General features: G+C 73.2%; 17 protein-coding genes. 9 read left to right on the forward strand and 8 right to left on the reverse strand.

What is annotated here, in order from left to right:
• Window positions 1-41 precede the first annotated feature (41 nt).
• A complete protein-coding gene (locus tag OG338_RS08995; RefSeq protein WP_405936816.1) occupies window positions 42-1,517 on the reverse strand; it encodes a S28 family serine protease in 1,476 nt (491 codons plus the stop codon).
• A gap of 131 nt (window positions 1,518-1,648) precedes the next feature.
• Window positions 1,649-2,065: a hypothetical protein gene (locus OG338_RS09000; RefSeq protein WP_405936817.1), complete on the reverse strand. Its 417-nt coding sequence runs from the start codon at window positions 2,063-2,065 to the stop codon at window positions 1,649-1,651.
• 185 nt (window positions 2,066-2,250) lie between these two features.
• On the opposite strand from OG338_RS09000, the gene OG338_RS09005 reads away from it, so the two are divergent.
• Window positions 2,251-2,754: a hypothetical protein gene (locus tag OG338_RS09005; protein WP_405936818.1), complete on the forward strand. Its 504-nt coding sequence runs from the start codon at window positions 2,251-2,253 to the stop codon at window positions 2,752-2,754.
• Between the two features lie 24 nt (window positions 2,755-2,778).
• On the opposite strand, the gene OG338_RS09010 is transcribed toward OG338_RS09005, so the two are convergent.
• The 4 genes from OG338_RS09010 to speB all read right to left on the reverse strand — a co-directional run bounded on the left by OG338_RS09010 (window position 2,779) and on the right by speB (window position 10,281).
• On the reverse strand, window positions 2,779-6,519 hold the full coding sequence (locus OG338_RS09010) for an ABC transporter ATP-binding protein (RefSeq protein WP_405936819.1): 3,741 nt from the start codon (window positions 6,517-6,519) through the stop codon (window positions 2,779-2,781).
• Between the two features lie 102 nt (window positions 6,520-6,621).
• Window positions 6,622-7,497, reverse strand: coding sequence for a serine hydrolase (locus OG338_RS09015; RefSeq protein ID WP_405936820.1), 876 nt, complete (start codon window positions 7,495-7,497; stop codon window positions 6,622-6,624).
• Window positions 7,498-7,630: 133 nt separating this feature from the next.
• Window positions 7,631-9,316, reverse strand: coding sequence for a thiamine pyrophosphate-binding protein (locus OG338_RS09020; RefSeq protein ID WP_405936821.1), 1,686 nt, complete (start codon window positions 9,314-9,316; stop codon window positions 7,631-7,633).
• Window positions 9,313-10,281: an agmatinase gene (speB, locus tag OG338_RS09025; protein ID WP_018105970.1), complete on the reverse strand. Its 969-nt coding sequence runs from the start codon at window positions 10,279-10,281 to the stop codon at window positions 9,313-9,315. Before speB ends, OG338_RS09020 begins: the two co-directional genes overlap by 4 nt.
• Before the next feature lie 295 nt (window positions 10,282-10,576).
• On the opposite strand from speB, the gene OG338_RS09030 reads away from it, so the two are divergent.
• The 3 genes from OG338_RS09030 to OG338_RS09040 are packed head-to-tail and all read left to right on the forward strand — an operon-like array spanning window position 10,577 to window position 13,652.
• The gene (locus OG338_RS09030; protein WP_403988821.1) at window positions 10,577-11,734 is read left to right on the forward strand and encodes an acyl-CoA dehydrogenase family protein; all 1,158 of its coding nucleotides are present in this window, start codon (window positions 10,577-10,579) and stop codon (window positions 11,732-11,734) included.
• A 16-nt stretch (window positions 11,735-11,750) separates the two neighbouring features.
• Entirely contained in the window at window positions 11,751-12,623 is an 873-nt protein-coding gene (locus tag OG338_RS09035; RefSeq protein WP_405936822.1) for an acyl-CoA thioesterase, read from the forward strand.
• A gap of 57 nt (window positions 12,624-12,680) precedes the next feature.
• A complete protein-coding gene (locus OG338_RS09040) occupies window positions 12,681-13,652 on the forward strand; it encodes a cation diffusion facilitator family transporter (protein ID WP_405936823.1) in 972 nt (323 codons plus the stop codon).
• A 4-nt stretch (window positions 13,653-13,656) separates the two neighbouring features.
• On the opposite strand, the gene OG338_RS09045 is transcribed toward OG338_RS09040, so the two are convergent.
• Complete coding sequence (locus OG338_RS09045) at window positions 13,657-14,436, reverse strand: phosphatase (RefSeq protein ID WP_405936824.1); 780 nt, start codon at window positions 14,434-14,436, stop codon at window positions 13,657-13,659.
• A gap of 248 nt (window positions 14,437-14,684) precedes the next feature.
• Here OG338_RS09045 and OG338_RS09050 point away from each other — a divergent pair, with 248 nt between their 5' ends.
• Both OG338_RS09050 and OG338_RS09055 read left to right on the forward strand, forming a co-directional pair.
• Complete coding sequence (locus tag OG338_RS09050; RefSeq protein WP_405936825.1) at window positions 14,685-16,361, forward strand: glycosyltransferase family 2 protein; 1,677 nt, start codon at window positions 14,685-14,687, stop codon at window positions 16,359-16,361.
• 16 nt (window positions 16,362-16,377) lie between these two features.
• Entirely contained in the window at window positions 16,378-19,305 is a 2,928-nt protein-coding gene (locus tag OG338_RS09055; RefSeq protein ID WP_405936826.1) for an acyltransferase family protein, read from the forward strand.
• A gap of 212 nt (window positions 19,306-19,517) precedes the next feature.
• On the opposite strand, the gene OG338_RS09060 is transcribed toward OG338_RS09055, so the two are convergent.
• Window positions 19,518-20,153 carry a TetR/AcrR family transcriptional regulator gene (locus OG338_RS09060; RefSeq protein WP_405936827.1) on the reverse strand — a complete coding sequence of 212 codons (636 nt, stop codon included), beginning with the start codon at window positions 20,151-20,153 and terminating at the stop codon, window positions 19,518-19,520.
• A gap of 118 nt (window positions 20,154-20,271) precedes the next feature.
• Here OG338_RS09060 and OG338_RS09065 point away from each other — a divergent pair, with 118 nt between their 5' ends.
• The 3 genes from OG338_RS09065 to OG338_RS09075 are packed head-to-tail and all read left to right on the forward strand — an operon-like array spanning window position 20,272 to window position 24,942.
• Window positions 20,272-21,879, forward strand: coding sequence for a carboxyl transferase domain-containing protein (locus OG338_RS09065; protein WP_391268247.1), 1,608 nt, complete (start codon window positions 20,272-20,274; stop codon window positions 21,877-21,879).
• 7 nt (window positions 21,880-21,886) lie between these two features.
• A complete protein-coding gene (locus OG338_RS09070) occupies window positions 21,887-23,980 on the forward strand; it encodes an acetyl/propionyl/methylcrotonyl-CoA carboxylase subunit alpha (protein WP_405936828.1) in 2,094 nt (697 codons plus the stop codon).
• A complete protein-coding gene (locus OG338_RS09075) occupies window positions 23,977-24,942 on the forward strand; it encodes a hydroxymethylglutaryl-CoA lyase (RefSeq protein ID WP_405936829.1) in 966 nt (321 codons plus the stop codon). Before OG338_RS09070 ends, OG338_RS09075 begins: the two co-directional genes overlap by 4 nt.
• Window positions 24,943-24,944 lie beyond the last annotated feature (2 nt).

Consider the following 24,944-nt stretch of genomic DNA (forward strand, 5'->3'; position numbering starts at 1 on the left):
CGGCCCGCGCCGGAGGCTTCCGGCGCGGGCCGCTCCATGCCCTACGGGCGCCGGAAGCCGAGGCGGTGGTCGGTCGTCAGGTCCTTGTTGTCGAGCCGTGCGTCGAACTTCGCGAGCGGCTTCGCCTTGGACTCGTCCTGCTGGACGGCGGCCGGGGCGACACCCGCCCAGCGCAGGATCGCGGCCGTGGCCGTGGCGTTCTCCGAGGGCGCGAGACCGGCGACGTTGGAGCCGTGGTTCCCGCCGGGCTGGGTGAAGACGTAGCTGTCCCGGGCGCCCGCCCCGAGCCGGAAGCGCTCCGCGCCCCACGGGTCGTTCTCGCCGTAGACGTACAGCATGTGGGTGGCGTGGTGCTTCACCCAGGTGTCGATGTCCCGCATCGCCCACGGCTGGAACTTCATCGGGATGGAGCGCGGCACGAAACTGCGCGGCGGCTGGTAGCCGTAGCGGCTGAGCTTGCCCAGCCAGGGCTGCTTGATGTCGGGCGAACCGAGCTGGGTGCCCGCCTGGTAGTAGTACGGGGTGTAGTTGGCCAGGCCCTGGTCGGCGTAGGCGGAGAAGCCGGAGATCGCGTCGACCGAGTCCCAGATCTCCTGGTCGGTCGCCTTCTTCGCGTCGGCCGGGAGACCGTCGCAGTCGGCGAGCAGGCTGTACTGCCAGAACGCCCACACGTAGTCCATGACGACGGCCTCGTACGCCTTGTCCAGCGAGCCGACCGTGTCGAAGGTGTAGCCGTTGTCGGCCGCGTAGCGCGCGTACTTCTGCTCCAGCGGCGTCCGGCGGATCAGCGCCTCGCGCTGGACGCCGCTCAGCTTGTCCCGGCACTCCTTGGTGCCGACCCTCGCGAAGAACCGGTCGTACGCCGAGTCCTCCTTGTTCACCACGTCGTTGGGGGCGACATAGGCGACGACGCCGTCCATGTCCTTCGGGTAGAAGCGCTCGTAGTAGGTGGCGGTCATGCCGCCCTTGGAACCGCCGGTGGTCAGCCAGTTCTTGGCGTAGATCCGCTTGAGCGCGGTGAACACCCGGTGCTGGTCGCTCGCCGCCTGCCAGATGTCCAGCTTCGACCAGTCGGCGGGCGAGGGGCGCGACGGGGTGAAGTAGCGGTACTCCAGCGACACCTGGTTGCCGTCGATGATCCGGGTGGGCTCGGAGCGGCTGGGGTTGGTGGAGACGTTGTAGCCGCTGGTGAAGAACACCGTGGGGCGCGAGGTGTCCTTGTGCAGCAGGGTGATCCGCTGCTGGAACGTTCCCTTGGCCGGGTGGCGGTGGTCGACGGGCTGGGTGTAGTTAAGGACGAAGTAGCGGTAGCCCGCGTAGGGCTTCTCCTCGATGAGACTCATTCCCGGGATGGCCAGGATGCGGTCCCTGATGTCCGTGCGCGTTCCGCTGTCGCTCACGGCGGTGCCGAGCGGGGCCGGTACGGCGGCGGTGGCCGCCCCGGCCGAGGCACCCGTCGCACTCACGGTGCCGATGAGCACGGCGAGCGACAGGATTCCTCTGAACGCCTTACGCATGCGTGTCCTCCCCTGAGCCGCCTCCGGAGTCCCGCGAGACGCCTCTTGGTCCACAGCTGACGCGGTGAACCTAGCGGGGCAACACACGTACGACCAGACCACCTTGCCCGGGTCCGGGAACCGTCACCCGGTCAGCACAGAATCCAGCCGGTGCGGGCGCCCTTGCCGTCGACGGTGCCGGAGACGCGCACGCAGCGGTTCAGGGCGTGGACGGTCACCGGGCCCGCCAGCCGGGTGAAGCGGCCGCTGTCCGTGACGGGGAGGCCGCCGCGCGGCTGGATGGTCACGGACATGGGGCGGCGCCTGCCGGGCTTCACGGCCACGGCGGTGACGCAGGCGTAGGCGCGGGACTTGTAGACACGCAGCTCGCCCGTCGCGAACTTCACCGTCTTCCTCGGGCGGCCCGCGCAGGCCGAGGCGGCGTCCGCGCTCCCCGCGACCGCCCCGCCGGTCACCAGTGCGAGGGCGGTGGCCAGGGCGAGGACCACGGCATGGCGGCGGAGCCCTCGCCGCGCGCCCCGGGCGTGTCCTTCGGTCCCTCTGGTCACAGCAGCCCCACCACCTCATCGAACATCCGCGCCTCTACCCGACACCTGGGCGCATATGCCTGTACCTGCGTACGACGCGGGAGGCCATCCGGAGGTTGCATCCGGCGGGCCCGGCACCGGCGGGGGCGAGGGCGGCTCACCATGGAGCCCGACAGGACAGACCACCACGAAAGGCAGGAACCGTCATGACCCGAACCCGCTCCGCCGCCCGGCGCACCGCCGGTCGTACGCTGCTCGCCTCCGCGCTCCTCGCCGCCGCCGTCGCCGTGCCCGCCGCCGTGCCGGCCGCCGCGGACGCCCCGCGCGAGGCGACGGCCGGGGCGACGGTCACCGACGAGACCGTGACCCAGGAGTCCCGGCTGGTGGACGACTTCTACAGCGCGTACATCGACGCGGTGGCCGCCGAGGACGGCGGGGACCTCGCGACCGCGCTGCGCGGCTTCTACCTCACCCCCGAGCTGCGCGAACGCCTCGCCCGCTGGGAGGCGTCGAACCACGCGGACGGCGTGCTCCTCGCCCAGGACGTCCCCTCGGACCACCTGGTCACCGCGGGCCACAGCGGCGCCGGGCACACCTGGTCCACGGTCCGGCTCACCTGGGGATCGCCCCAGGACCCCACGTACACCTATCTGACCGTGCGCTCGGACCTCGCGACCGGGAAGATCTCGGCGATCCGCGACGGCGCGTAGGGCCCGGGCGCCCGGGGCCCCGCGTCACACGCCCGCGGGCTCGTCCTCCCCTATGAACGTGCGCCACAGCACCGCGTAGTGCCCGTCGCGGGCCAGGAGTTCGTCGTGGGTGCCGTCCTCCACGACCCGGCCGTGGTCCATCACCACGACCCGGTCCGCGCGGGCGGCCGTGGTCAGGCGGTGGGCGACGACGAGCGTGGTGCGGCGGCCCGCGAGCCGGTCGGTCGCCTGGTTCACCTGCGCCTCGCCGGCCAGGTCGAGCGAGGCGGTCGCCTCGTCCAGGAGCAGGATGTCCGGGTCGACCAGCTCGGCGCGGGCGAGCGCGATCAGCTGGCGCTGTCCGGCCGAGAGGTTGCGGCCCCGCTCGGCGACCTCGTGGAGGTAGCCGCCGTCCAGCGTGGCGATCATGTCGTGCGCCCCGACCGCCCTGGCGGCCGCCTCCACCTCCGCGTCGGTGGCGTCCGGCCGCCCGTAGGCGATGGCGTCGCGCACGGTCCCGGGGAAGAGATACGCCTCCTGCGGTACGACTCCGAGCCGGCGCCGGTACGCGGTGAGCCCGAGCGCGCGCAGGTCGGCGCCGTCCACCGTGATCCTGCCGTCGGTCGGGTCGTAGTACCGGGCGACCAGCTTGACCAGGGTGGACTTCCCGGCCCCGGTCTCCCCGACGAACGCGACGGTCTGCCCGGCGGGGATGCGCAGCCGGACGCCCCGGAGGGCCGCCTCCTCGTCCCCGTAGGCGAAGGACACGTCCTCGAAGGCGATCTCGCCGCGCAGTTCGCGGACGTGGCGCGGGTCGTCGCGGTCGGTGGTGGAGGCGGGCTCGCGCAGGAGTTCCTGGATGCGGCCGAGGGAGACGGCGGCCTGCTGGTAGCCGTCGAAGACCTGGGAGAGCTGCTGGACGGGCGCGAAGAACAGGTCGATGTAGAGCAGATAGGCGACCAGCGCGCCCGCGGTGAGCGTGGCGTCGTCCACCCGGTGGGCGCCCACGACCAGCACCGCCGCCGCGGCCACCGAGGACAGCAGCTGGACGAACGGGAAGTAGACGGAGATCAGCCACTGCCCGCGCACCCGGGCCTCGCGGTATTCGTCGCTGCGCGCGGCGAACGCCTCGGCCCCGTCCCGCTCGCGCCGGAACGCCTGCACGATGCGGAGACCGGCGACGGACTCCTGGAGGTCGGCGTTGACGACGCCGATCCGCTCCCGGGCCAGCTCGTACGCCTTGACGCTCTTGCGGCGGAAGAAGACGGTCCCGACGACGAGGACGGGCAGGGTCGCGAAGACGACGAGGGCCAGTTCCACGTCCAGGACCAGCAGCGCGACCATGATGCCGAGGAAGGTGACGACGGAGACGAAGGCGGTGACCAGGCCGGTCTGGAGGAACGTGGACAGCGCGTCCACGTCCGTCGTCATCCGGGTCATGATGCGGCCGGTCAGCTCGCGCTCGTAGTAGTCGAGCCCGAGCCGCTGGAGCTGGGCGAAGATCTTCAGCCGCAGCGCGTACAGCACCCGCTCACCGGTGCGGCCGGTCATCCGGGTCTCACCGATCTGGGCCGCCCACTGCACGAGGACGACGGCCAGCGCGAAGGCGGACGCCGTCCAGACCGCGCCCAGCGCGAGCTGGGTGACCCCGTCGTCGATGCCGTTGCGGATCAGGACCGGGAGCAGCAGCCCGGCCCCGGCGTCCACGGCGACCAGGCCGAGGCTCACCAGCAGCGGCAGCCCGAAGCCGCGCAGCAGCCTGCGCAGCCCGTAGGAGTCCTCGGGGCGCACGGCGCGCGCCTCGTCCACGTCCGGGGTGTCGGTCGCCGGGGGCAGGGCGTCCACCTGGGCGAGCAGTTCGGGGGTGGCGGGCGTGCCCGCCGTGTCGCCGTCCCGGGCCTGCTCGCGGCGCACCCACAGCTCGGGCGTGATGCCGCGCTCGGCGTCGAACGCGGCGTCGATCTCCTCCTGGAGCGCGCGGTCCCCCTGCGGGCCCTCGGGGACGGCGGCCTGACGGTGACCGGGTGAGGGGCTGCCCAGCGCGTCGGGGTCGGTGAGCAGGCGCCGGTAGAGGGCGCAGCGGCGTTCCAGCTCCTCGTGGGTGCCGAGGTCGGCGAGGCGGCCGTCGTCCAGGACGGCGATGCGGTCCGCGAGGTTCAGGGTGGAGCGGCGGTGGGCGATGAGCAGCGTCGTACGGCCGGTCATCACCTGGCGCAGGGCCTCGTGGATCTCGTGCTCGACGCGGGCGTCCACGGCGGAGGTGGCGTCGTCCAGGAGCAGCAGGCGGGGGTCGGTGAGGATGGCGCGGGCGAGGGCGACGCGCTGGCGCTGGCCGCCGGAGAGGGTGAGTCCGTGTTCGCCGACCTTGGTGTCGTAGCCGTTCGGCAGCTCGGCGATGAAGCGGTGGGCCTGGGCAGAGCGGGCGGCCTGTTCGATCTGCTCGTCGGTGGCGCCGGGCAGGCCGTACGCGATGTTGGCGCGGACGGTGTCGGAGAACAGGAAGCTGTCCTCGGGGACGAGCCCGATCGCGGCGCGCAGCGAGTCGAGGGTGAGTTCCCGCACGTCGTGGCCGCCGACGAGGACCGCGCCGTGCGTCACGTCGTAGAAGCGCGGGAGCAGCAGCGAGACGGTGGACTTGCCGCTGCCGGATGCGCCGACGAGGGCGACGGTCTCGCCGGGCTCGATGGTCAGCGAGAAGCCGTCGAGGACCGGGCGGCGGGTGTCGTCATAGCCGAACCGGACGTCCTCGAACTCCACGCCGGCCGGGGCGTCGGCGGGGAGTTCCTTGGTGCCGTCCTTCATGGTGGGCTCGGTGTCGATGAGTTCCAGGACGCGTTCCACGCCGGCGCGGGCCTGCTGGCCGACGGTGAGGACCATGGCGAGCATCCGGACCGGGCCGACGAGCTGCGCGAGGTACGTGGAGAACGCGACGAACGTGCCGAGGGTGATCTCGCCCCGGGTGGCCAGCCAGCCGCCGAGGGCCAGCATCGCGACCTGGCCGAGGGCGGGCACGGACTGGAGGGCGGGGGTGTAGCGGGCGTTCAGCCGGATGGTGCGCAGCCGGCCCGCGAACAGCCTGCGGCCGACCTCGCGCAGCTTGCCGGTCTCCTGCTCCTCCTGCCCGAAGCCCTTGACGACGCGGACGCCGGAGACGGCCCCGTCCACGACGCCGGCGACGGCGGCCGCCTGCGACTGGGCGTACCAGGTGGCGGGGAAGAGGCGGGCGCGGGAGCGGCGGGCGATGTACCAGAGGGCGGGGGCGACGGCGACGGCGACGAGGGTCAGCAGCGGCGACAGCCAGGCCATGATGACCAGGGAGATCAGGAAGAGCAGCACGTTCCCGATGGTCATCGGGAGCATGAAAAGCAGGCTCTGGATGAGCTGGAGGTCGCTGGTCGCGCGGCCGACGACCTGCCCGGTGGACAGCTCGTCCTGGCGCCTGCCGTCGAGCCGGGTGATCGTCCCGTACATGCCGGTCCGCAGGTCGTGCTGGACGTCCAGGGCGAGCCGGCCGCCGTAGTAGCGGCGGATGTACGTGGCGGCGTAGACGAGGGCGGCCGCCACGATCAGCAGGCCGGTCCAGACGGCGAGGGAGCGGGTGTGGCCGACGACCACGTCGTCGATGATCACCTTGGTGATCAGGGGGACGAGGGCCATGACGGCCATGCCCGCGAGGGATGAGCCGAGCGCCAGCAGGACGTTGCGCCGGTAGCGCCAGGCGTAGCCGGTCAGTCTCCGCGCCCAGCCGCCCCGCTGCCCGCGTTCCGTCTCCCGTGCGTCCGCCACCCGGTGCCTCCCGTCCGACCTGATCCGGCCTGTTCCGACGGAAGGCACCAACGCGGGGGGTCGCGGATTTCATCCCTCCGCAACGAATACGGGACCTGCGACCTAGGTCGCGGCGTGCATGATGCGCGGGTTGAGGTCCTTGTGGACGACCCGGGCGACGGCCTGGATGGTGTTGATGCCGTCGTTCATCGTCTTGTTGTCCTGGGTGAGCACGGTCAGCCCGTAGTCGTGGCCGTTGCCGGTGAAGGCGCCGATGCTGTGGACGCGCCAGCCGTGGGTGGCGCGCTGGAGCCAGCCGTTCTTGAGCTGGACGGTGGTCCCGGTGACGGCACCGGCCGGGGTGCCCCAGCGCTGCGAGGAGACGACCTTCCTCATCAGCCCCAGCTCGTAGGAGCGCGCGCTGTCGGTGAGCACGGAGTTCTTCGCGGTGAGCAGGGTGAGCAGCCGCTGTTCGTCCTGGGCTGTTATCCGGGTCAGGCCCCAGTAGCCGCCGGAGCCGGGCACGGTGTGGGTCATCCCGGCCGCCTTGAGGAAGGCGTTGACCTTGCTGACGCCGAGCTGCTTCCACAGGGCGGTGGTCGCGTCGTTGTCGGACTTGGTGATCATCTTGGTGCTGAGGTCGATCTCGCGCTGGGTGAGATAGCGGTTGTGCTTGGAGTTGTCCCACAGGAGCGTGGCCAGCACGGTCGCCTTCACGACGCTCGCGGAGTCGTACTTGGCCGTCGCGCGCAGGGTGCAGGTGGTGTTGGTGGACCGGTCGTAGAGTGCGAGCGCGACGGTGGACTTACGGCCCTTGAGCGCGGCGGTGATGTCCTTGGTCAGCTGGGCGGCGAGCCCGGCCCGCCCGGAGGTGCAGCTCACCGCGCTGGTCGCGGCGGACGCGGGCGCGGCGGCGAGGGCGACGGGCGCGAGGACCCCGGCGGCGACGGCGGCACAGAGCGCGACGCGGGCGCGCCCGGTGGTGCGGGATGTGTTCATGGTGCGTCCCCCCTGGACGTTTCCTGCGGGCGGCCCCCCGGCGCGCCCGCAGGAGATGACTCGCGGGCGGCCGGAAGGTTGTACGCGCCACGGGGCCGCCGGGGGCCTGCCGCGGGGCCTGTTACGGCGCCCGCTACTGGTGCGTCGGCTCGAACATCGTCAGGTGCGCCGGGAGTACGACGACCGAGGGCCCCGGCCGTCCGAACGCCTCGGCCAGGTCCGCGGCGAGCGTTTCGGGGCTCGTCCGGACGGCCGGGACGCCGAAGGACGCGGCGAGGGCCGTGAAGTCCGGGCGGGCCAGCTCCGTACCGGTGGTCTCGCCGAACGCACCGGTCAGGTACGCGCGCAGGATGCCGTAGCCGCCGTCGTCCACGATGAGCCAGGTCACCGGCAGCTCGTACTGCCGGGCGGTGGCCAGTTCCGCGACGGAGTACATCGCGCCGCCGTCGCCGGAGACCGCGAGGACCGGGCGGGCGGGGTCGGCCACCGCCGCGCCGAGCGCCGCCGGGAACGCGTAGCCGAGGCCGCCCGCGCCCTGGGCGGAGTGCATGGTGTTGGGGCGGCGGGCGTCGAACGCGGCCCAGGCCCAGTAGCCGAGGATCGTCATGTCCCAGAAGCTGGGCGAGGCGTCGGGCAGGGCGCTCCGGATCGCCGCCAGCAGGTCCTGTTCCAGGTCGCGGCCCTGGCCGGCGATCCGGTCCCGGACCCGGCCGAGCACCCCGGCGGCCCGGTCGGCGGCTGCCGGGTCCTCGCGCGGGGCGACCGCGTCGATGAGGTCGGCGAGCGCGTCGCGGGCGTCCGCGTGGATGCCGAGCGCCGGAAGGTTGGCCTCCAGCTTCCCGGCGTCCGCCTCGATCTGGATCACCCGGCCGCGCGGGGCGAACGTGTAGTAGTTGGAGGAGAGTTCGCCGAGTCCGGAGCCGACGACGAGCAGGACGTCGGCGTCCTCCAGGAAGTCGGTGACATGCCGGTCCTCCACCCAGGACTGGAGCGAGAGCGGGTGGCCCCAGGGGAAGGCGCCCTTCCCGCCGTACGTGGTGACCACGGGGGCCTTCAGCCGCTCGGCCAGCTTCCGCAGCTTCCCGGAGGCGTCCGACCGTACGACTCCGCCGCCCGCGACGATCGCCGGGCGCTCGGCGTGCGACAGCAGGTGCGCGGCGACCGCGATGAGTTCGGGGCGGGCGTGCAGTTCGCGCGGGGTGGCGTCCGGGGCGAGGACGACGGGCAGCCCGGTCGCCGCGTCGAGCACGTCCTGCGGGATCTCGACCCAGACGGGGCCGTGCGGGGCCGTCAGCGCGGACTCCCAGGCGGCGGCGATGGCCGACGGGATCTGCGAGGCGGCGCGCACGGTGTGGACGGACTTCACCACGTCCCGGAACGACGCCTGCTGGTCGCGCAGCTCGTGGAGGTGGCCGTGGCGCCCGCCGCCCAGACCGCGCACCGGGATCTGGCTGGACACCGCGAGCACCGGCGCGGAGGCGGCGGCCGCCTCCTGGAGCGCGGCGAGCGAGGTCAGCGCGCCGGGCCCGGTGGACAGGAACAGCGGGGCGACCTCGCCGGTGATCCGCCCGTAGGCGTCGGCCGCGAAGCCCGCGTTGTTCTCGACGCGCAGCCCCACGTACTGGAGCGACGAGCGGCGCAGCGCGTCGAACAGCGCCAGCGCGTGCTGGCCGGGCAGCCCGAAGACCGTCGTCGCGCCGAGCCCGCGCAGCGTCTCCACGACGAGGTCGCCGCCGGTCCGCCCGGGTGGAGGATTCAGCGCGGCCTCGATCTGCGCCGGGGTGAGCTCGGGCCGCTCGTCGTGGTGGTCGTGACTCACTGCTGGCGGGCCTCCGCGATCTGGCGGGTCATGATCGTCGTCAGCTCGTACGCGGTGTGCGAGGCGGCGACGGAGGTGATCTCCGCGTGATCGTACGCGGGGGCGACCTCGACCAGGTCGGCGGAGACCAGGTGGCAGGAGGACAGGCCGCGCACGATCTCAAGCAGCTCGCGGGAGGTGAGGCCGCCGGCCTCGGGGGTGCCGGTGCCGGGGGCGTGCGCCGGGTCGAGCACGTCGATGTCGATGGAGATGTACAGCGGCCGGTCGCCGATGCGCTGACGCAGCTGGTCGGCGATCTCGTCCACGCCGCGCCGCATCACATCGGCGGAGGTGACGATCCCGAAGCCCATCTTGGCGTCGTCGGTCAGGTCCTGCTTGCCGTAGAGCGGGCCGCGGGTGCCGACGTGGGAGAGCGCCGAGGTGTCCAGGATGCCCTCCTCGACGGCCCGGCGGAACGGGGTGCCGTGGGTGTAGGCGGCGCCGAAGTAGGTGTCCCAGGTGTCCAGGTGGGCGTCGAAGTGGAGCAGCGCGACCGGGCCGTGCTTCTTGGCGACGGACCGCAGCAGCGGCAGCGCGATGGTGTGGTCGCCGCCGAGCGTCATCAGCCGGGCGCCCGTGGACAGCAGCTCGTCGGCCGCCGCCTCGACGGTCTCCACGGCTTCCTCGATGTTGAACGGGTTGGCCGCGATGTCCCCCGCGTCGGCGACCTGCGCCAGCGCGAACGGCGAGGCGTCCTGCGCCGGGTTGTAGGGGCGCAGCAGGCGCGACGCCTCCCGGATCGCGTTGCCGCCGAAGCGGGCGCCGGGCCGGTAGGAGACACCCGAGTCGAACGGCACCCCGACGACGGCCACGTCCGCCGTGCCGACCTCGTCCAGGCGGGGCAGCCGGGCGAACGTCGCGGGTCCCGCGTACCGGGGGATGCGCGAGGAGTCGACGGGGCCGCGAGGCGTCTCGTTGCTGGTCATGACCGGGGGTGCCCTTTCCTGGGATGCGTGTGCCGAGGCGACGCTAGGCGGCCGCGGAGCCGGACTGAAGTGTACGTTTCGTCCACTCACCCACCGGAACGGATGAAACGCCCGCGCCCCGGCCCCGGGCATCCCCGATCCGGCGGTCACCGGCGGCCCGCTCCCGCGTGCTCAGCATCACCCTGGACAGCCCCATGACCGCCGGGTAACTTTTAACCATGGCTGAGCAAGCGCTTAGCCATGCTCCAGAAGACGAAGAAGACGACGAAGTCGCTGCCGACCAGGGAGGCACCCCGTGCGCCGTACGGTATTCAACGAGGACCACGAGGCGTTCCGGGAGACCATCCGGGCCTTCATCGCGGCCGAGGTCGTGCCCGTGTACGACGAGTGGTTCGCCGCCGGACAGGCACCGCGCGACTTCTACCTCAAGCTCGGTGAGCTGGGCGTCTTCGGGATCACCGTGGACGAGGAGTACGACGGCGCGGGCATCGACTCGCACAAGTACGAGGCCGTCATCACCGAGGAGGCCGCCCGGGCCGGCGTCTCCTTCGGCGGCTCCGGCGTGCACACGCTGCTCGGCCTGCCGTACATCAAGATGCTCGCCACCGACGAGCAGAAGAAGCGCTGGCTGCCGAAGTTCGTCACCGGCGAGGAGATGTGGGCCCTCGCGATGACCGAGCCGGGCACCGGGTCGGACGTCGCGGGCATGAAGACCACCGCGAAGCTCTCCGAGGACGGCACGCACTACGTCCTCAACGGCGCCAAGACGTTCATCACCGGTGGCGTTCACGCCGACCGCGTCATCGTCTGCGCCCGCACCTCCGCCCCGCGCGAGGACGACCGCCGCTTCGGCATCTCGCTGTTCGCCGTGGACACCAAGTCCGAGGGCTACTCCGTCGGCCGCAAGCTCGACAAGCTGGGCCTGAAGGTCTCCGACACCGCCGAGCTGGCGTTCGTGGACGTCAAGGTGCCCGCCGAGGACCTGCTCGGCGAGGAGAACAAGGGCTTCGGCTACCTCGGCACCAACCTGGCCTCCGAGCGCTGGGGCATCGCCTTCGGCGCGTACGCCCAGGCCGCCGCCGCCGTGCGGTTCGCCAAGGAGTACGTCCAGGAGCGCACCGTCTTCGGCAAGACCGTCGCCTCGTTCCAGAACACCAAGTTCGAGCTGGCCGCCTGCCAGGCCGAGGTGGACGCGGCCCAGGCCGTGGCCGACCGCGCGCTTGAGGCGCTGGACGCCGGTGAGCTGACCGCCGCCGAGGCCGCCTCCGCGAAGCTGTTCTGCACCGAGGTCGCGCACCGCGTGATCGACCGCTGCCTCCAGCTGCACGGCGGCTACGGCTTCATGAACGAGTACCCGATCGCCCGCCTGTACGCGGACAACCGCGTCAACCGCATCTACGGCGGCACCAGCGAGGTCATGAAGTCGATCATCGCCAAGTCCATGGGCCTGTAGGGACCACCCGCCTCCCATGAGCACCGCACTCGATTCCCTGCTCGATCTGCTCGACCTGGAGCGGATCGAGCAGGACATCTTCCGGGGCACCAGCCGCTCGGCGGTCGTGCCCCGGGTCTTCGGCGGACAGGTCGCGGCCCAGGCGCTCGTCGCCGCGGGCCGCACCGTCCCCGCCGGCACTTCGGCCCACTCGCTGCACGCGTACTTCCTGCGGATGGGCGACCCGGGCGCGCCGATCGTCTACACCGTGGACCGCATCCGCGACGGCCGCTCCTTCACCACCCGCCGGGTCGTCGCCGTCCAGCACGGGCAGCCGATCTTCCACCTCTCCGCGTCCTTCCAGACGTACGAGGACGGCCTTGAGCACCAGGCGGACATGCCGCCCGCGCCGGACCCGGAGACGCTGCCCACCGCCGCCGAGATGCTGCCTCGGTACGCCGACCGGTTCAGCGACCCGGGCATGGTGGGCCGGCTGGTCGAGGCCCGGGCCGCGGTCGATCTGCGGTACGTGGACGCGCCGCCGTTCGGCACGGTGGGCGAACCCCGCGAGCCCAGGTCGCAGGTGTGGTTCCGTACCAACGGCAAGCTGGCCGACGACCCGCTGCTGCACGTCTGCATGGCCACGTACGTCTCCGACATGACGCTGCTCGACTCGGTGCTGCTCGCCCACGGGCGCGGCGGCTGGGCGGTCGGGGACGTCGTCGGGGCCAGCCTGGACCACGCGATGTGGTTCCACCGGCCGTTCCGGGCCGACGAGTGGCTGCTGTACGACCAGGAGTCGCCGTCCGCGTCCGGCGGGCGCGGCCTGGGCCAGGCCCGCATCTACACCCAGGACGGCCGCCTGGCGATCACCGTCATCCAGGAGGGTGTGGTCCGGGTCCCCCGGTGACGGGCCCCCGGCCGCGCGTCGGACACCGGCGGTCCCGGCGCGGACATACTCACCGGCATGACTGACGCGAAAAGCAGTGGCGGGGGGTCCGCGTTCACCGTCGTCGTCGCGGCGCTGGCCAATCTCGGCATCGCCGTGGCGAAGGCGGTCGCCGGGCTGATCAGCGGGTCGAGCGCGATGCTCTCCGAGGCGGCGCACTCCGTCGCCGACACCGTCACCGAGGTGCTGCTGCTCACCGCGCTCAAGCGCAGCGAGAAGCCGGCCGACGAGGACCATCCGCTGGGATACGGCCCCGAGCGGTACATCTGGGCGCTGCTGGCGTCCGTCGCGACCTTCGTCGGCGGCGCGGTCTTCTCGGTCTACGACGGGGTGCACACCCTGCTCGCGGGCGAGGACCTGGGCGACCCGCTGATCTCGTACCTCGTGCTCGTCGTCGCCTTCCTCCTTGAGGGCTTCTCGCTGCGGACCGGGCTCAAGCAGGTCCGCGAGGAGGCCGTGCGCCTGGGCGCGCCCGCCCGGCACTACTTCCGGCGCACCCCGGACACCGCCGTCAAGGCCGTCGTGATGGAGGACTCGGCGGCCCTGCTCGGCCTGCTGCTCGCGGCGGGCGGGCTGCTCGGCGGCCAGCTGACCGGGTCCGGGGTGTGGGACGGCGTCGCCTCGCTGCTGATCGGGGTGCTGCTGGTGTACGTGGCGTGGGTGCTCGGCCGGTCCAACGTCCAGCTGCTGATCGGGCGGCCGGTGTCGGCGCCGATGCGCGACGGCATCCGGGAGGAGCTGCTGGGCGTCGGCCACCTCATCTCCGTACTGGAGCTGACCACGCTCATCCAGGGGCCGGACGAGATCCTGGTCGCCGCGAAGGTCGACTTCCGGGACACGGTCAGCGCCGGACAGGTCGAGACGGCCTGCGAGGAGGCCGAGAGCCGGCTGCGGCAGCGGTACGCGTCCATCAAGCGGGTGTATCTGGACCCCACGTCGGGGCGGGAGGCGCGCCGCCGGGCCCGCGCGGCCGAGGAGGAGGGGTTCTGAAGCCTCAGAGCACCCCCGCCGCGTCCAGCAGGTAATCCGTCATCGGGTCGTAGAAGCGCGGGTCCAGCACGTGGTCGTCCAGCGGGACCGCCACCTGGAGGGTGCCCTCGGACTCGCCGAGGAACAGCGCGGGGTCGTTGCAGTCCGCGTAGCCGATGGCGTCCAGGCCGCGCTGCGCGGCGCAGCCGGCCCAGCCGTGGTCGGCGACGACGAGGTCGGGCAGCGGGCGGCCCTCGCGTTCCAGGCCGTCCAGGATGGCGGCCATCGGGGCCGGGGAGTGGGTGTGCCAGAGCGTCGCGCCGCGCTCCTGGACGGCGACGTCCGCGAACTGGAAGACCATGCCTTCGTCGGCCATCAGCCCGCCCGGGATGCGTACGATCTCGCAGCCGGCCGCCCGCAGCGCCTGCGCGGTCTGGCGGTGGACGTCGAGCAGGCCGCCGGGGTGGCCGGTGGCGAAGAGGACCCGTTCGGCGCCCTCGACGGCCTTGCGGAGCCGGGCGGCGGCCCGGTCCAGGGCGTCGACGGTCAGCTCCGGGTCGATGGTGTCCTGCCCGAACCGGTGCTCCGGATCGTCGCTGACCCCGCACCGCTCGGCCATCACGGCCAGCACGTCCTGCTCGTCGCGCCACCGGTCGCCCAGCTCCAGGCCCAGCCAGTAGTGCCGGTCCCCGTTGGCCAGGCTGCGGTAGTGGGCCAGGTTGTTGTCGCGCGGCGTGGCGACGTCCCCCGCGATGCGCGTACGGACGAGATGTTCGACGAGGGCGGCGCGGCTGGGTATCGGCATGGGGCCATTGTGCCGTGGCGCGTGCGCGGCGTCCCGGCGGTCCGGAGGGCGGATGTTGAGTGACCGTTCACCCGCCCGTGACCTGGTGCTTTCCGCTTCGCCGGGGCCCCCGCGTGAAATGGGTATAGACCACTGACTTTGCGCCAACCCCTGTCTCATTCACCGGCGGACGCCAAGTGGTCTATACCTTTGACACTAGGGTGGGCCGGGTCACCCGATACCGGGACATGCCAGCCGTGGGGGGCTATATGACCGTGCATCACCTGCCGCAACCACCGTCCGACCGCGAGCTCTACTGGTACTTCGGGCCGCAGCGCCGCTGGGTACTGATCAGCTCCTCGCTCGCCTTCGTGCTCACGGCGGCGACCATGCTCACCTTCGCCCTGCGCACCCCGGCCCTCTGGGCTTTTCTCGCGGTGCTCTCCCTCAACGTCGTCGCGCTCGCGCTCTCCTCCGTCAACAGCCTGCGCGCCCGCCGGCTGACCAGGCGCTCGCACGAGGTGCTGGTCCACGCCTGGGACCCGCCCGAGCTGCCCACCGTCGACCTGTATCTGCCGACCTGCGGGGAACCGCTCGCCGTCCTGGACAACGCCTACCGCGCGGTCACCGCCCTGGACTGGCCGGACGCGCTGACCGTCTGGGTGCTGGACGACGCCGACAGCCCCGAGGTGGCCGCGCTGGCCGGCGCGTACGGCTTCCGTTACGTCGTACGGCCCGACCGGGGCCATCTGAAGAAGGCGGGCAACCTCAACCACGCGCTCACCCTGAGCAGCGCCGAGCACATCGCCATCCTGGACGCCGACTTCGCGCCCAGGCCCGACTTCCTGCGCCACCTCGTGCCGTATCTGGCCGACCCCGGCGTCGGCATCGTGCAGAGCCCGCAGTGCTTCGACACCGACGAGTCCATGGGGTGGATCCAGCGCGCCGCCGGGTCGGCGCAGGAGTGGTTCTTCCGCTGGATACAGCCGTCCCGGGACGCGAGCGACGCGGCGATCTGCTGCGGCAGCAACGCGGTCTACCGGCGCAGCGCCATCGACCGGGCCGGCGGCTTCGCCCGGCTCGACCACAGCGAGGACCTGTACACCGGACTCGCCCTGCACGCCGAGGGGTTCAGAACCCTGTACGTGCCGGTGCTGGTCGCCAAGGGCACCTCACCGGACAACCTCGCCGCGTACCTCAACCAGCAGTACCGCTGGGCGATGGGCAATCTGCACCTGCTGGGCACCCCGGTCCTCAAGCGGATGGGCGCGCCCTGGCGGATGCGGCTCTGCTTCCACGAGGGGATCGTCGGCTATCTGACGACCGTGGTGAACACCTTCGCCGCGCCGCTGCCGCCGCTCGTGATGATGATCTGGTATCCGGACCACATCCGGCCCTGGCACGTCCTGCCGCTCCTCGCGCCGCTGTGGCTGTGGCATGTGCTGCTGCCCCGGATCAGCCGGACCCGCTGGCGGATCGAGGTGATCCGGGCCAACGTCCTGATGAGCGTCGCCGCCGGGGCCGCCGTCTGGCACACCCTGCGCGGGCGCAGCGCCGCCTGGGTGCCGACCGGGGCGGCCGGCGGCGGGAAGTCCGGCGCGCTGGCCCGCCGGGTGGTGCTGGTCTCGCTCGGCTGGCTGGTCTGCTCCACCTCCGCGGCGGCCGCCGGGCTCGCCCTGGCCGTCGCCCGCAACGGCTGGCAGCCCAACTGGGGGCTCGGCCTCTACGTACTGGTCCAGCTCCAGATCAACGCCCCGCTGATCCGGGACCTGCTCACCGAGCTGCGCCCGGCCGCCGCGCCCCGGCCCGCCCGCGCCCCGCGCCGTACCGGCACCGCCGTCCTGCCCCGGCGCTGGCCGGAGGCGCTGGCCGTCACCGCCACGCTCGTGCTCACCGCACTGCTCGCCTCCGGCTGGGTCAACCCCATGCTGCCCTGGCTGAGCTGAAAGGCCCTCACCCGCGATGCCCACCCTCGCCCCCGCCGCCCCGCGGCCCGCTCACCACGTCTCCGCTCCCCGGCCCCGCTTCCGCCCCGACATCGAAGGGCTCCGCGCGTTCGCCGTGCTGGCCGTCCTCGCCTTCCACGCCTCCGTCCCGGGGCTGGCCGGCGGCTTCGTCGGGGTGGACGTCTTCTTCGTCATATCCGGCTATCTGATCACCGGGCTCCTGGTCCGGGAGGCCGTCACCACCGGACGCGTCCGGCTGGGCGAGTTCTTCGCGCGCCGGGCCCGCCGGCTGCTGCCGTCGGCGGCGGTGGTGCTGGTCGCGGTCGCGGCAGCCGGGGCCTGGCTGACCGTGCCGCTGCGCCGCACGGACCTGGAGAACGACGTCGTCGCGGCGGCCCTGTCCGTGGCCAACTGGCGGTTCGTCCACCAGCGCACCGACTATCTGGCGGCCGGTCAGGACGAGAGCCCGCTGCTGCACTTCTGGTCGCTGGCGGTGGAGGAGCAGTTCTATCTGTGCTGGGGCCCGCTGCTCGCCCTGCTCGCCCTCCTCACCGCCCGCGCGGTGCGCCGGGGCCGGGCCCTGCGGCCAGTGGCCGTCGCCGTCACCGCCGTGCTGACCCTGGTCTCCTTCGCCCTGGCACTGCGCTGGACCGGCGACTCCGTCTCGCTGGCGTATCTCGGCACGCCGTCCCGGGTCTGGCAGTTCGGCACCGGCGCGCTGCTGGCGCTGCTGCCCTGGCATCTGCTGCCCGGGCCGCGCGTGCTGCGGCTGCTGTGCGGCTGGGCGGGGGCGGGCGCGCTGGTGTGGTGCGTACTGCGGTACGACGCGGCGACGCCGTATCCGGGTTACGCGGCGCTCCTCCCGACCCTGGCCACGGCGGCGGTCCTGCTCGCCGGCGCGCCCGGCCGGGGTGCTCGGGCGCCCGCGCGGTTCGGCGTCGGGTGGCTGCTCGGGCTGCGCGGCCCCCGGGCGGTCGGCCGGCTGTCGTACACGCTGTACCTGTGGCACTGGCCGGTGCTCGTGCTGGCCGAGGCCCGCTTCGGCACCCTGGGCTGGCCGGCCCGGGTGGCGCTCACGGCGGCCTCGGTGCTGCCGGCGCTGGCGACCCGGCACTGGGTCGAACGGCCGCTGCGCCACAGCCGTACGGTCTCCGAGCTGCCCCGGCGCGGTCTCGCGCTGGGCGTCGCGTCCGTCGTCATCCCGGTCGTCCTGGCCCTGGTGGTCGGCACCACCACGCTGAAGCTGCTCGGCCCGGCCACCCCGGTGGACCTGAAGGGCCTGCCCCCGGGCGCGGTCACCGGCCCCACCCTGCTGGCCCGGACCGGGGCACAGACGGGCGCACCGAACGGCCCCATCGTGCCGAACCCCGTCCAGGCCCGGCAGAGCTTCCCGCCGGACGGGGCGTGCGAGGTGGCCCCGGCGGTGACGAGCAGCCCGCCCTGCCTGTTCGGGGCGGTGGACAGCCCCGACCGGGTCGTGCTGCTCGGCGACTCGCACGCGGGGCAGTGGTTCTCGCCGCTGCTCAGCCTGGCCGCCGAGCGCGGCTGGGCGCTCGAAGAGCTGGTGAAGCAGGGCTGCCCGCTGGCGGAGCTGCCGGTGGTGAATCCGCAGCTGGGGCGGGCGTACCACGAGTGCGACACCTGGCGGGCGGCCGCCCTGGCCCGGCTGGCCGAGGGGCCGAAGCCCCGGCTGATCGTCGTCTCCTCGCTGAACCGCTACACGGACGACCAGGACGCGCTGCTCAGCGGCTGGGAGCGGACGCTGAAGCCGCTGCGGGCGCTCGGGGTGCCGATCGTGTACGTCGAGGACACCCCGGTCCCCGGCCGTGACGTCCCCGCCTGTGTCTCGGGGCACCTCGCGGACCCGGAGTCCTGCGCCTTCGACCGGAGGAAGTCCCGGTGGCCCGACCCGCTGGCCCGCAAGGTGGCGGCCGGCGGGCTGCCGGGGGTGCGGTCCGTCTCGGTGAACCAGGTGCTGTGCCCGGCCGCGGGGCCGACGTGCCCGGCGGTCCTGGACCGGGTCCTGCTCTACCGCGACGACACCCATCTGACCGATGTGGCCGCCGTGGTGCTGGCCCCCCGCCTCGAACGGCTCCTCACGGAGGCGGCGGGGCTCGGGACCGACGGCTGGACCACCCTGCTGGACGAGAAGTTCGACGGGCCCAGGGGCAGCCGCCCGGCCGCGTCCCGGTGGCTGTACGACAAGGGCACCTGCTACCCCGGCTGCCCGGCCGCGCAGTGGGGCACCGGCGAGACCGAGACCATGACGGACTCCACGGACAACGTCCGGCTGGACGGCGAGGGGGCCCTGGAGATCGTGCCGACGCGGCGTGACGGGCGGTGGTACTCGGGCCGCATCGAGTCCCGGCGCTCCGACTTCGCGCCGCCGCCCGGGGGCGTCCTGCGCATCGAGGCGTCGATCGCCCTGCCGGACGTGTCGGGCGCGGCGGCGGGCGGCTACTGGCCCGCGTTCTGGACGATGGGCGCCGGGCTGCGCGACGGCTACACCGGCTGGCCGGCCACCGGCGAGATCGACGTCATGGAGTCCGTCAACGGCCGCGAGTCGGTCTTCGGCACCCTGCACTGCGGGACGCTGGACGGCGGCCCCTGCAAGGAGCCGGTGGGGCTCACCTCGCCCCGGCAGAAGTGCGCGGGCTGCCGCGGCGCGTTCCACACGTACGCCGTGGAGGTCGACACCGCACCGGGTGCCGAGGAGGTCCGCTGGAGCCTGGACGGCCGGGTGTACCACCGGGTGAAGGCGTCCGCGACGGGCATGGACGCCTGGGAGGCGGCACTGCTGCGCGGCCAGTTCCTGATCCTGAACGTCGCGATGGGCGGCGCGCTCCCGGCCGCCGACGGCGGCACCCCGGGCCCCGCGACGGAACCGGGCCACCCGATGCGGGTCGACCGGGTCACGGTGTCCACCCGGGAGGGTGCCGCCTAGGGCGTGTCCGCAAAGTCCCGTCGTACGCCCGAAGGGCGTGGCCCGCGGCGTCTGGTGCATCCCCAAGTTCTCGGCTCCGCTCGAACAGGGGAGACCCCACTTCTCGGCGTGCCGGCCCCAGATCCCTGTACTGGATGTACTGGGGTCTGGGGCCGGTGCGGCGAGAGTGCGTGCCAGGCGTCGCGGGGCAGACGGGACTTCGCGGACACGCCCTAGAGGGCGTCCGGAAGGTCCCGCTCCCCCGCCGCCGCGAAGGCGCCCCGGGCCAGCCGGTGCAGGAGCTCAGCCGTCTCGGTGCGCCCCGGCAGCGCGCCGGGGCGGCCCAGGTGCGGGGTGGAGTTCAGCAGGCCGAAGACCGCGTGGACGGCCGCGCGGGCCTCGTGTTCGGGGAGGTCCGGGTAGAGGTCGCGGACGACGGCGACCCACACCTCGACGTACTGCCGCTGGAGCCGGCGCACCCGCTTGCGGTCGGTGTCCCGCAGGCGGTCCAGCTCGCGGTCGTGCAGGGTGATCAGGGGGCGGTCGTCGAGGGCGAAGTCGATGTGGCCCTCGATGAGCGCGTCCAGCAGGGCCTCGGGCGATCCGTCGCCGGAGGCGGCGTCCTCGGACACCCGGAGCTCGCCGCCGGCCAGCAGCCGTTCGCTGATGCCGACGAGGAGCTCGGCGAGCATCGCGTCCTTGCCGGGGAAGTGCCGGTAGAGACCGGGGCCGCTGATGCCGACGGCGGCGCCTATCTCGTCTACGCCGACACCGTGGAAGCCGCGTTCGGCGAAGAGCCGGGCGGCCTCCCGGAGGATCTGCTCGCGGCGGGTGGGGGCCGCGACGCGGGCGGCGGCATGGGTGCTCATGAGCAGCCATTCTAGACAGGCGGGTTAGCGCTCGTTAACCTGTGAGCACGTTAACGCTCATTAACACGGTGGCGTTGGCGATCGGAACGGCGCGGTACGGGCAAGGGGGCTCGACACGATGCAGCAGGCACCGGTGCTGACGAGCGCGGCGGATCCCGCCTCGGCGGCCTGGCAGGCCAACGAGGCGGCGCATCACGCGCTCGCCGACGAGCTGCGCAAGCGGCTCGCCACGGCCAGGCTCGGCGGAGGTGAGAGGGCGCGCGCCCGGCATGTGGCGCGCGGCAAGCTGCTGCCCAGGGAGCGGGTGGACACCCTGCTCGACCCGGGCTCGCCCTTCCTGGAACTGGCCCCGCTGGCGGCCGAGGGGCTGTACGGGGGCGCGGCACCGGCCGCCGGGGTGATCGCCGGGATCGGGCGGGTCAGCGGCCGGGAGTGCGTGGTCGTCGCCAACGACGCGACCGTCAAGGGCGGCACGTACTACCCGATGACCGTGAAGAAGCACCTGCGGGCCCAGGAGGTGGCGCTGGAGAATCGTCTCCCCTGCCTGTATCTGGTGGACTCGGGCGGCGCCTTCCTGCCGATGCAGGACGAGGTCTTCCCGGACCGCGAGCACTTCGGCCGGATCTTCTACAACCAGGCCCGGATGTCGGGGGCCGGCATCCCGCAGATCGCGGCGGTGCTCGGCTCCTGCACGGCGGGCGGGGCGTACGTCCCGGCGATGAGCGACGAGGCCGTCATCGTCCGGAATCAGGGCACGATCTTCCTGGGCGGCCCGCCGCTGGTGAAGGCCGCCACCGGCGAGGTGGTCACCGCCGAGGAGCTGGGCGGCGGCGAGGTGCACTCCCGTACGTCGGGCGTCACCGACCACCTCGCGGAGGACGACGCGCACGCGCTGCGGATCGTCCGGAACATCGTGGCCACGCTGCCGGACCGGGGCGCGCTGCCCTGGTCGGTGCGGCCGGTCGAGGAGCCGAAGGTGGACCCGGCCGGGCTCTACGGCGCGGTCCCGGTAGATTCGCGTACGCCGTACGACGTGCGCGAGGTGATCGCCCGGGTGGCCGACGGCTCGCGGTTCGCCGAGTTCAAGGCGGAGTACGGCCAGACGCTGATCACCGGCTTCGCGCACATCCACGGCCACCCGGTCGGGATCGTCGCCAACAACGGCATCCTGTTCTCCGAGTCCGCCCAGAAGGGCGCGCACTTCATCGAGCTGTGCGACCAGCGCGGCATCCCGCTGGTCTTCCTCCAGAACATCTCGGGCTTCATGGTCGGCCGGGACTACGAGGCCGGCGGCATCGCCAAGCACGGCGCGAAGATGGTCACCGCCGTCGCCTGCACCCGGGTCCCGAAGCTGACCGTGGTCGTCGGCGGCTCCTACGGCGCGGGCAACTACTCCATGTGCGGCCGGGCCTACAGCCCCCGGTTCCTGTGGATGTGGCCCAACGCGAAGATCTCCGTCATGGGCGGCGAGCAGGCCGCCTCCGTCCTCGCCACGGTCAAGCGCGACCAGCTGGGCGACGACTGGAGCGCCGAGGACGAGGAAGCCTTCAAGGCCCCGATCCGCGAGCAGTACGAGACCCAGGGCAACGCCTACTACGCCACCGCCCGGCTCTGGGACGACGGGGTGATCGACCCGCTGGAGACCCGGCAGGTGCTGGGGCTCGCCCTGACCGCGTGCGCCAACGCGCCCTTGGGCGACGCCGGCTTCGGCGTCTTCCGGATGTGAGGAAGAGATGACGATGTTCGACACGGTCCTCGTCGCCAACCGGGGCGAGATCGCGGTCCGGGTCATCCGGACCCTGCGCGAGCTGGGCGTCCGCTCGGTCGCCGTCTTCAGCGACGCGGACGCCGACGCGCGGCACGTACGGGAGGCCGACACGGCGGTACGGATCGGCCCCGCGCCCGCCGCCGAGAGCTACCTCAGCGCCGACCGCCTCCTGGAGGCCGCCCGCCGCACCGGCGCGCAGGCCGTCCACCCCGGCTACGGCTTCCTCGCGGAGAACGCGGCGTTCGCCCGGGCCTGCACGGAGGCGGGCCTGGCCTTCATCGGGCCGCCCGCCGACGCGATCTCCCTGATGGGCGACAAGATCCGGGCCAAGGAGACGGTCGCCGCGGCGGGCGTCCCCGTCGTGCCCGGCTCCTCCGGGAGCGGGCTGAGCGACGCCGAGCTGGCCCGGGCGGCGGCCGGGATCGGCATGCCCGTGCTGCTGAAGCCCTCGGCGGGCGGCGGCGGCAAGGGCATGCGGCTGGTCCGGGACGCGGCGCTGCTCGCGGACGAGATCGCGGCGGCCCGGCGCGAGGCCCGCGCCTCCTTCGGCGACGACACGCTGCTGGTGGAGCGGTGGATCGACCGGCCGCGCCACATCGAGATCCAGGTCCTGGCCGACGCGCACGGCAACGTGGTGCACCTGGGTGAGCGGGAGTGCTCGCTCCAGCGCCGCCACCAGAAGATCATCGAGGAGGCCCCGTCCGTCCTGCTGGACGAGGCGACCCGGGCCGCGATGGGCGAGGCGGCCGTCCAGGCGGCCCGCTCCTGCGGATACGTCGGCGCGGGCACGGTGGAGTTCATCGTCCCGGGCAGCGACCCGTCCTCGTACTACTTCATGGAGATGAACACCCGCCTCCAGGTCGAGCACCCGGTGACCGAGCTGATCACCGGACTCGACCTGGTGGAGTGGCAGCTGCGCGTCGCGGCCGGTGAGCCGCTGCCGTACGGGCAGGACGCCGTCACGCTCACCGGGCACGCCGTGGAGGCCCGGGTCTGCGCCGAGGACCCGGCCCGCGGCTTCCTGCCCTCCGGCGGCACCGTGCTCGCGCTGCGCGAACCGCAGGGCGGCGGGGTCCGCACCGACTCCGGGCTCGCCGAGGGCGGCGAGGTCGGCAGCCTGTACGACCCGATGCTGTCCAAGGTCATCGCGTACGGCCCCGACCGGGCGACCGCCCTGCGCCGGCTGCGGGTCGCCCTCGCGGACACCGTCGTCCTCGGCGTCCCGGTCAACGCGGGCTTCCTGCGCCGGCTGCTGGCCCACCCGGCCGTGGTGGCGGGCGAGCTGGACACCGGCCTGGTGGAACGCGAAGTGGCCGCGCTGGTCCCGGAGGGCGTACCGGAGGAGGTGTACGCGGCGGCCGCGCTGCTGCGGCAGCACACCGCGTCCGCCGCCGCCCGCCCCGCGCCCGGTGCCTGGGCCGACCCGTTCTCGGCGGGCGACGGCTGGCGGCTCGGCGGCGCCCCGGCCCGCACGGTGCTCGACTTCCACATCCCCGGCCACGACCCGGTCCAGGTGGGCCTGCGGCCGTGCGGCGGGGACACCGAGCTGACGTTCGGCCATGTCGGCGAGGGCGCGAGCCCGCCCGCCCCGGAGTCGGGGTCCTGCGGACCGCTGGGACCGCTGCCCGGTACGGCGGAGAGGGCCAGGACCCTCGCGGCCGGCGACGGCCGGATCGCGTTCGAACTCGCCGGGGTCACCCATGTGTTCGCGTACGCGGTCTCCCCGGAGGGGCACTGGCTCGGCCGGGACGGCGACAGCTGGCACGTCCGGGACCACGACCCGGTCCAGGCGTCGCTGACCGGCGCCGCCCGCTCCGGCGCGGACACGCTCGCCGCGCCCATGCCCGGGACGGTGACCGTGGTGAAGGTGGCCGTCGGGGACGAGGTCGCCGCCGGGCAGAGCCTGCTGGTGGTGGAGGCGATGAAGATGGAGCACGTCATCTCCGCGCCGCACGCCGGCACCGTGACCGAACTCGATGTGACCGCCGGGTCCACCGTGGCCATGGACCAGGTGCTCGCCGTGGTCGTGCCCGCCGCCGGTGCCGGGGAGGACGCATGACCGCCGACGCCCGCGCCCTGCCGATGACCGTGCCCGCCGAGGGACTGCCCGCCCGGGTCCGCATCCACGAGGTCGGCGCCCGCGACGGCCTCCAGAACGAGAAGGGGGTCGTCCCGACCGAGGTGAAGGCGGAGTTCATCCGCCGGCTCGCGGTCGCCGGGCTGACCACCATCGAGGCCACCAGCTTCGTACACCCCAAGTGGGTGCCCCAGCTCGCCGACGCCGAACAGCTGTTCCCGATGCTCGGGGACATCGCGGACGTCGGTGACGTGGCACTGCCGGTCCTCGTGCCGAACGAACGCGGGCTGGACCGGGCCCTGGCGCTCGGGGCCCGCGGGATCGCGGTGTTCGGCTCCGCCACGGAGACCTTCGCCGCGCGCAACCTGAACCGCACGGTGGACGAGTCGCTGGCCATGTTCGCGCCGGTGGTGGCCCGGGCCAAGGCCGAGTCGGTGCATGTGCGCGGCTATCTGTCGATGTGCTTCGGCGACCCCTGGGAGGGGGCCGTGCCGGTCGCGCAGGTCGTCCGGGTCGCCAGGGCGCTGATGGACCTCGGCTGCGACGAGCTGTCACTCGGCGACACCATCGGCGTCGCCACCCCCGGCCATGTGACCGCGCTGCTGACCGGGCTCAACGAGGCCGGGGTGGCCACCGACGTGATCGGGGTGCACTTCCACGACACGTACGGGCAGGCCCTGTCCAACACCCTCGCCGCGCTCCGGCACGGCGTCTCCACGGTCGACGCGTCGGCCGGCGGCCTCGGCGGCTGCCCGTACGCGAAGAGCGCGACCGGAAACCTCGCCACCGAAGATCTCGTGTGGATGCTCGACGGCCTCGGTATCGAAACCGGGGTCGACCTCGGCGAGCTCACCGCCACCAGCGTGTGGCTCGCCGGACATCTGGGCCGACCCAGCCCGTCCCGCACGGTCCGCGCACTCGCGCCCCAGTCCCACAAGGAGTGAAC

The organism is Streptomyces sp. NBC_00726 (assembly GCF_045161735.1).
In the GTDB taxonomy this organism is placed as follows: domain Bacteria; phylum Actinomycetota; class Actinomycetes; order Streptomycetales; family Streptomycetaceae; genus Streptomyces.

Excerpts from the sequence above, each read along its gene's own strand:
- OG338_RS09040 (WP_405936823.1), top strand. The coding sequence starts at position 12,681 with ATGACTGACGCGAAAAGCAGTGGCGGGGGGTCCGCGTTCACCGTCGTC.
- OG338_RS09005 (WP_405936818.1), top strand. The coding sequence starts at position 2,251 with ATGACCCGAACCCGCTCCGCCGCCCGGCGCACCGCCGGTCGTACGCTG.
- OG338_RS08995 (WP_405936816.1), bottom strand. The coding sequence starts at position 1,517 with ATGCGTAAGGCGTTCAGAGGAATCCTGTCGCTCGCCGTGCTCATCGGC.
- OG338_RS09050 (WP_405936825.1), top strand. The coding sequence starts at position 14,685 with ATGACCGTGCATCACCTGCCGCAACCACCGTCCGACCGCGAGCTCTAC.
- OG338_RS09065 (WP_391268247.1), top strand. The coding sequence starts at position 20,272 with ATGCAGCAGGCACCGGTGCTGACGAGCGCGGCGGATCCCGCCTCGGCG.
- OG338_RS09045 (WP_405936824.1), bottom strand. The coding sequence starts at position 14,436 with ATGCCGATACCCAGCCGCGCCGCCCTCGTCGAACATCTCGTCCGTACG.
- OG338_RS09055 (WP_405936826.1), top strand. The coding sequence starts at position 16,378 with ATGCCCACCCTCGCCCCCGCCGCCCCGCGGCCCGCTCACCACGTCTCC.
- speB (WP_018105970.1), bottom strand. The coding sequence starts at position 10,281 with ATGACCAGCAACGAGACGCCTCGCGGCCCCGTCGACTCCTCGCGCATC.
- OG338_RS09015 (WP_405936820.1), bottom strand. The coding sequence starts at position 7,497 with ATGAACACATCCCGCACCACCGGGCGCGCCCGCGTCGCGCTCTGTGCC.
- OG338_RS09070 (WP_405936828.1), top strand. The coding sequence starts at position 21,887 with ATGACGATGTTCGACACGGTCCTCGTCGCCAACCGGGGCGAGATCGCG.
- OG338_RS09060 (WP_405936827.1), bottom strand. The coding sequence starts at position 20,153 with ATGAGCACCCATGCCGCCGCCCGCGTCGCGGCCCCCACCCGCCGCGAG.
- OG338_RS09075 (WP_405936829.1), top strand. The coding sequence starts at position 23,977 with ATGACCGCCGACGCCCGCGCCCTGCCGATGACCGTGCCCGCCGAGGGA.
- OG338_RS09035 (WP_405936822.1), top strand. The coding sequence starts at position 11,751 with ATGAGCACCGCACTCGATTCCCTGCTCGATCTGCTCGACCTGGAGCGG.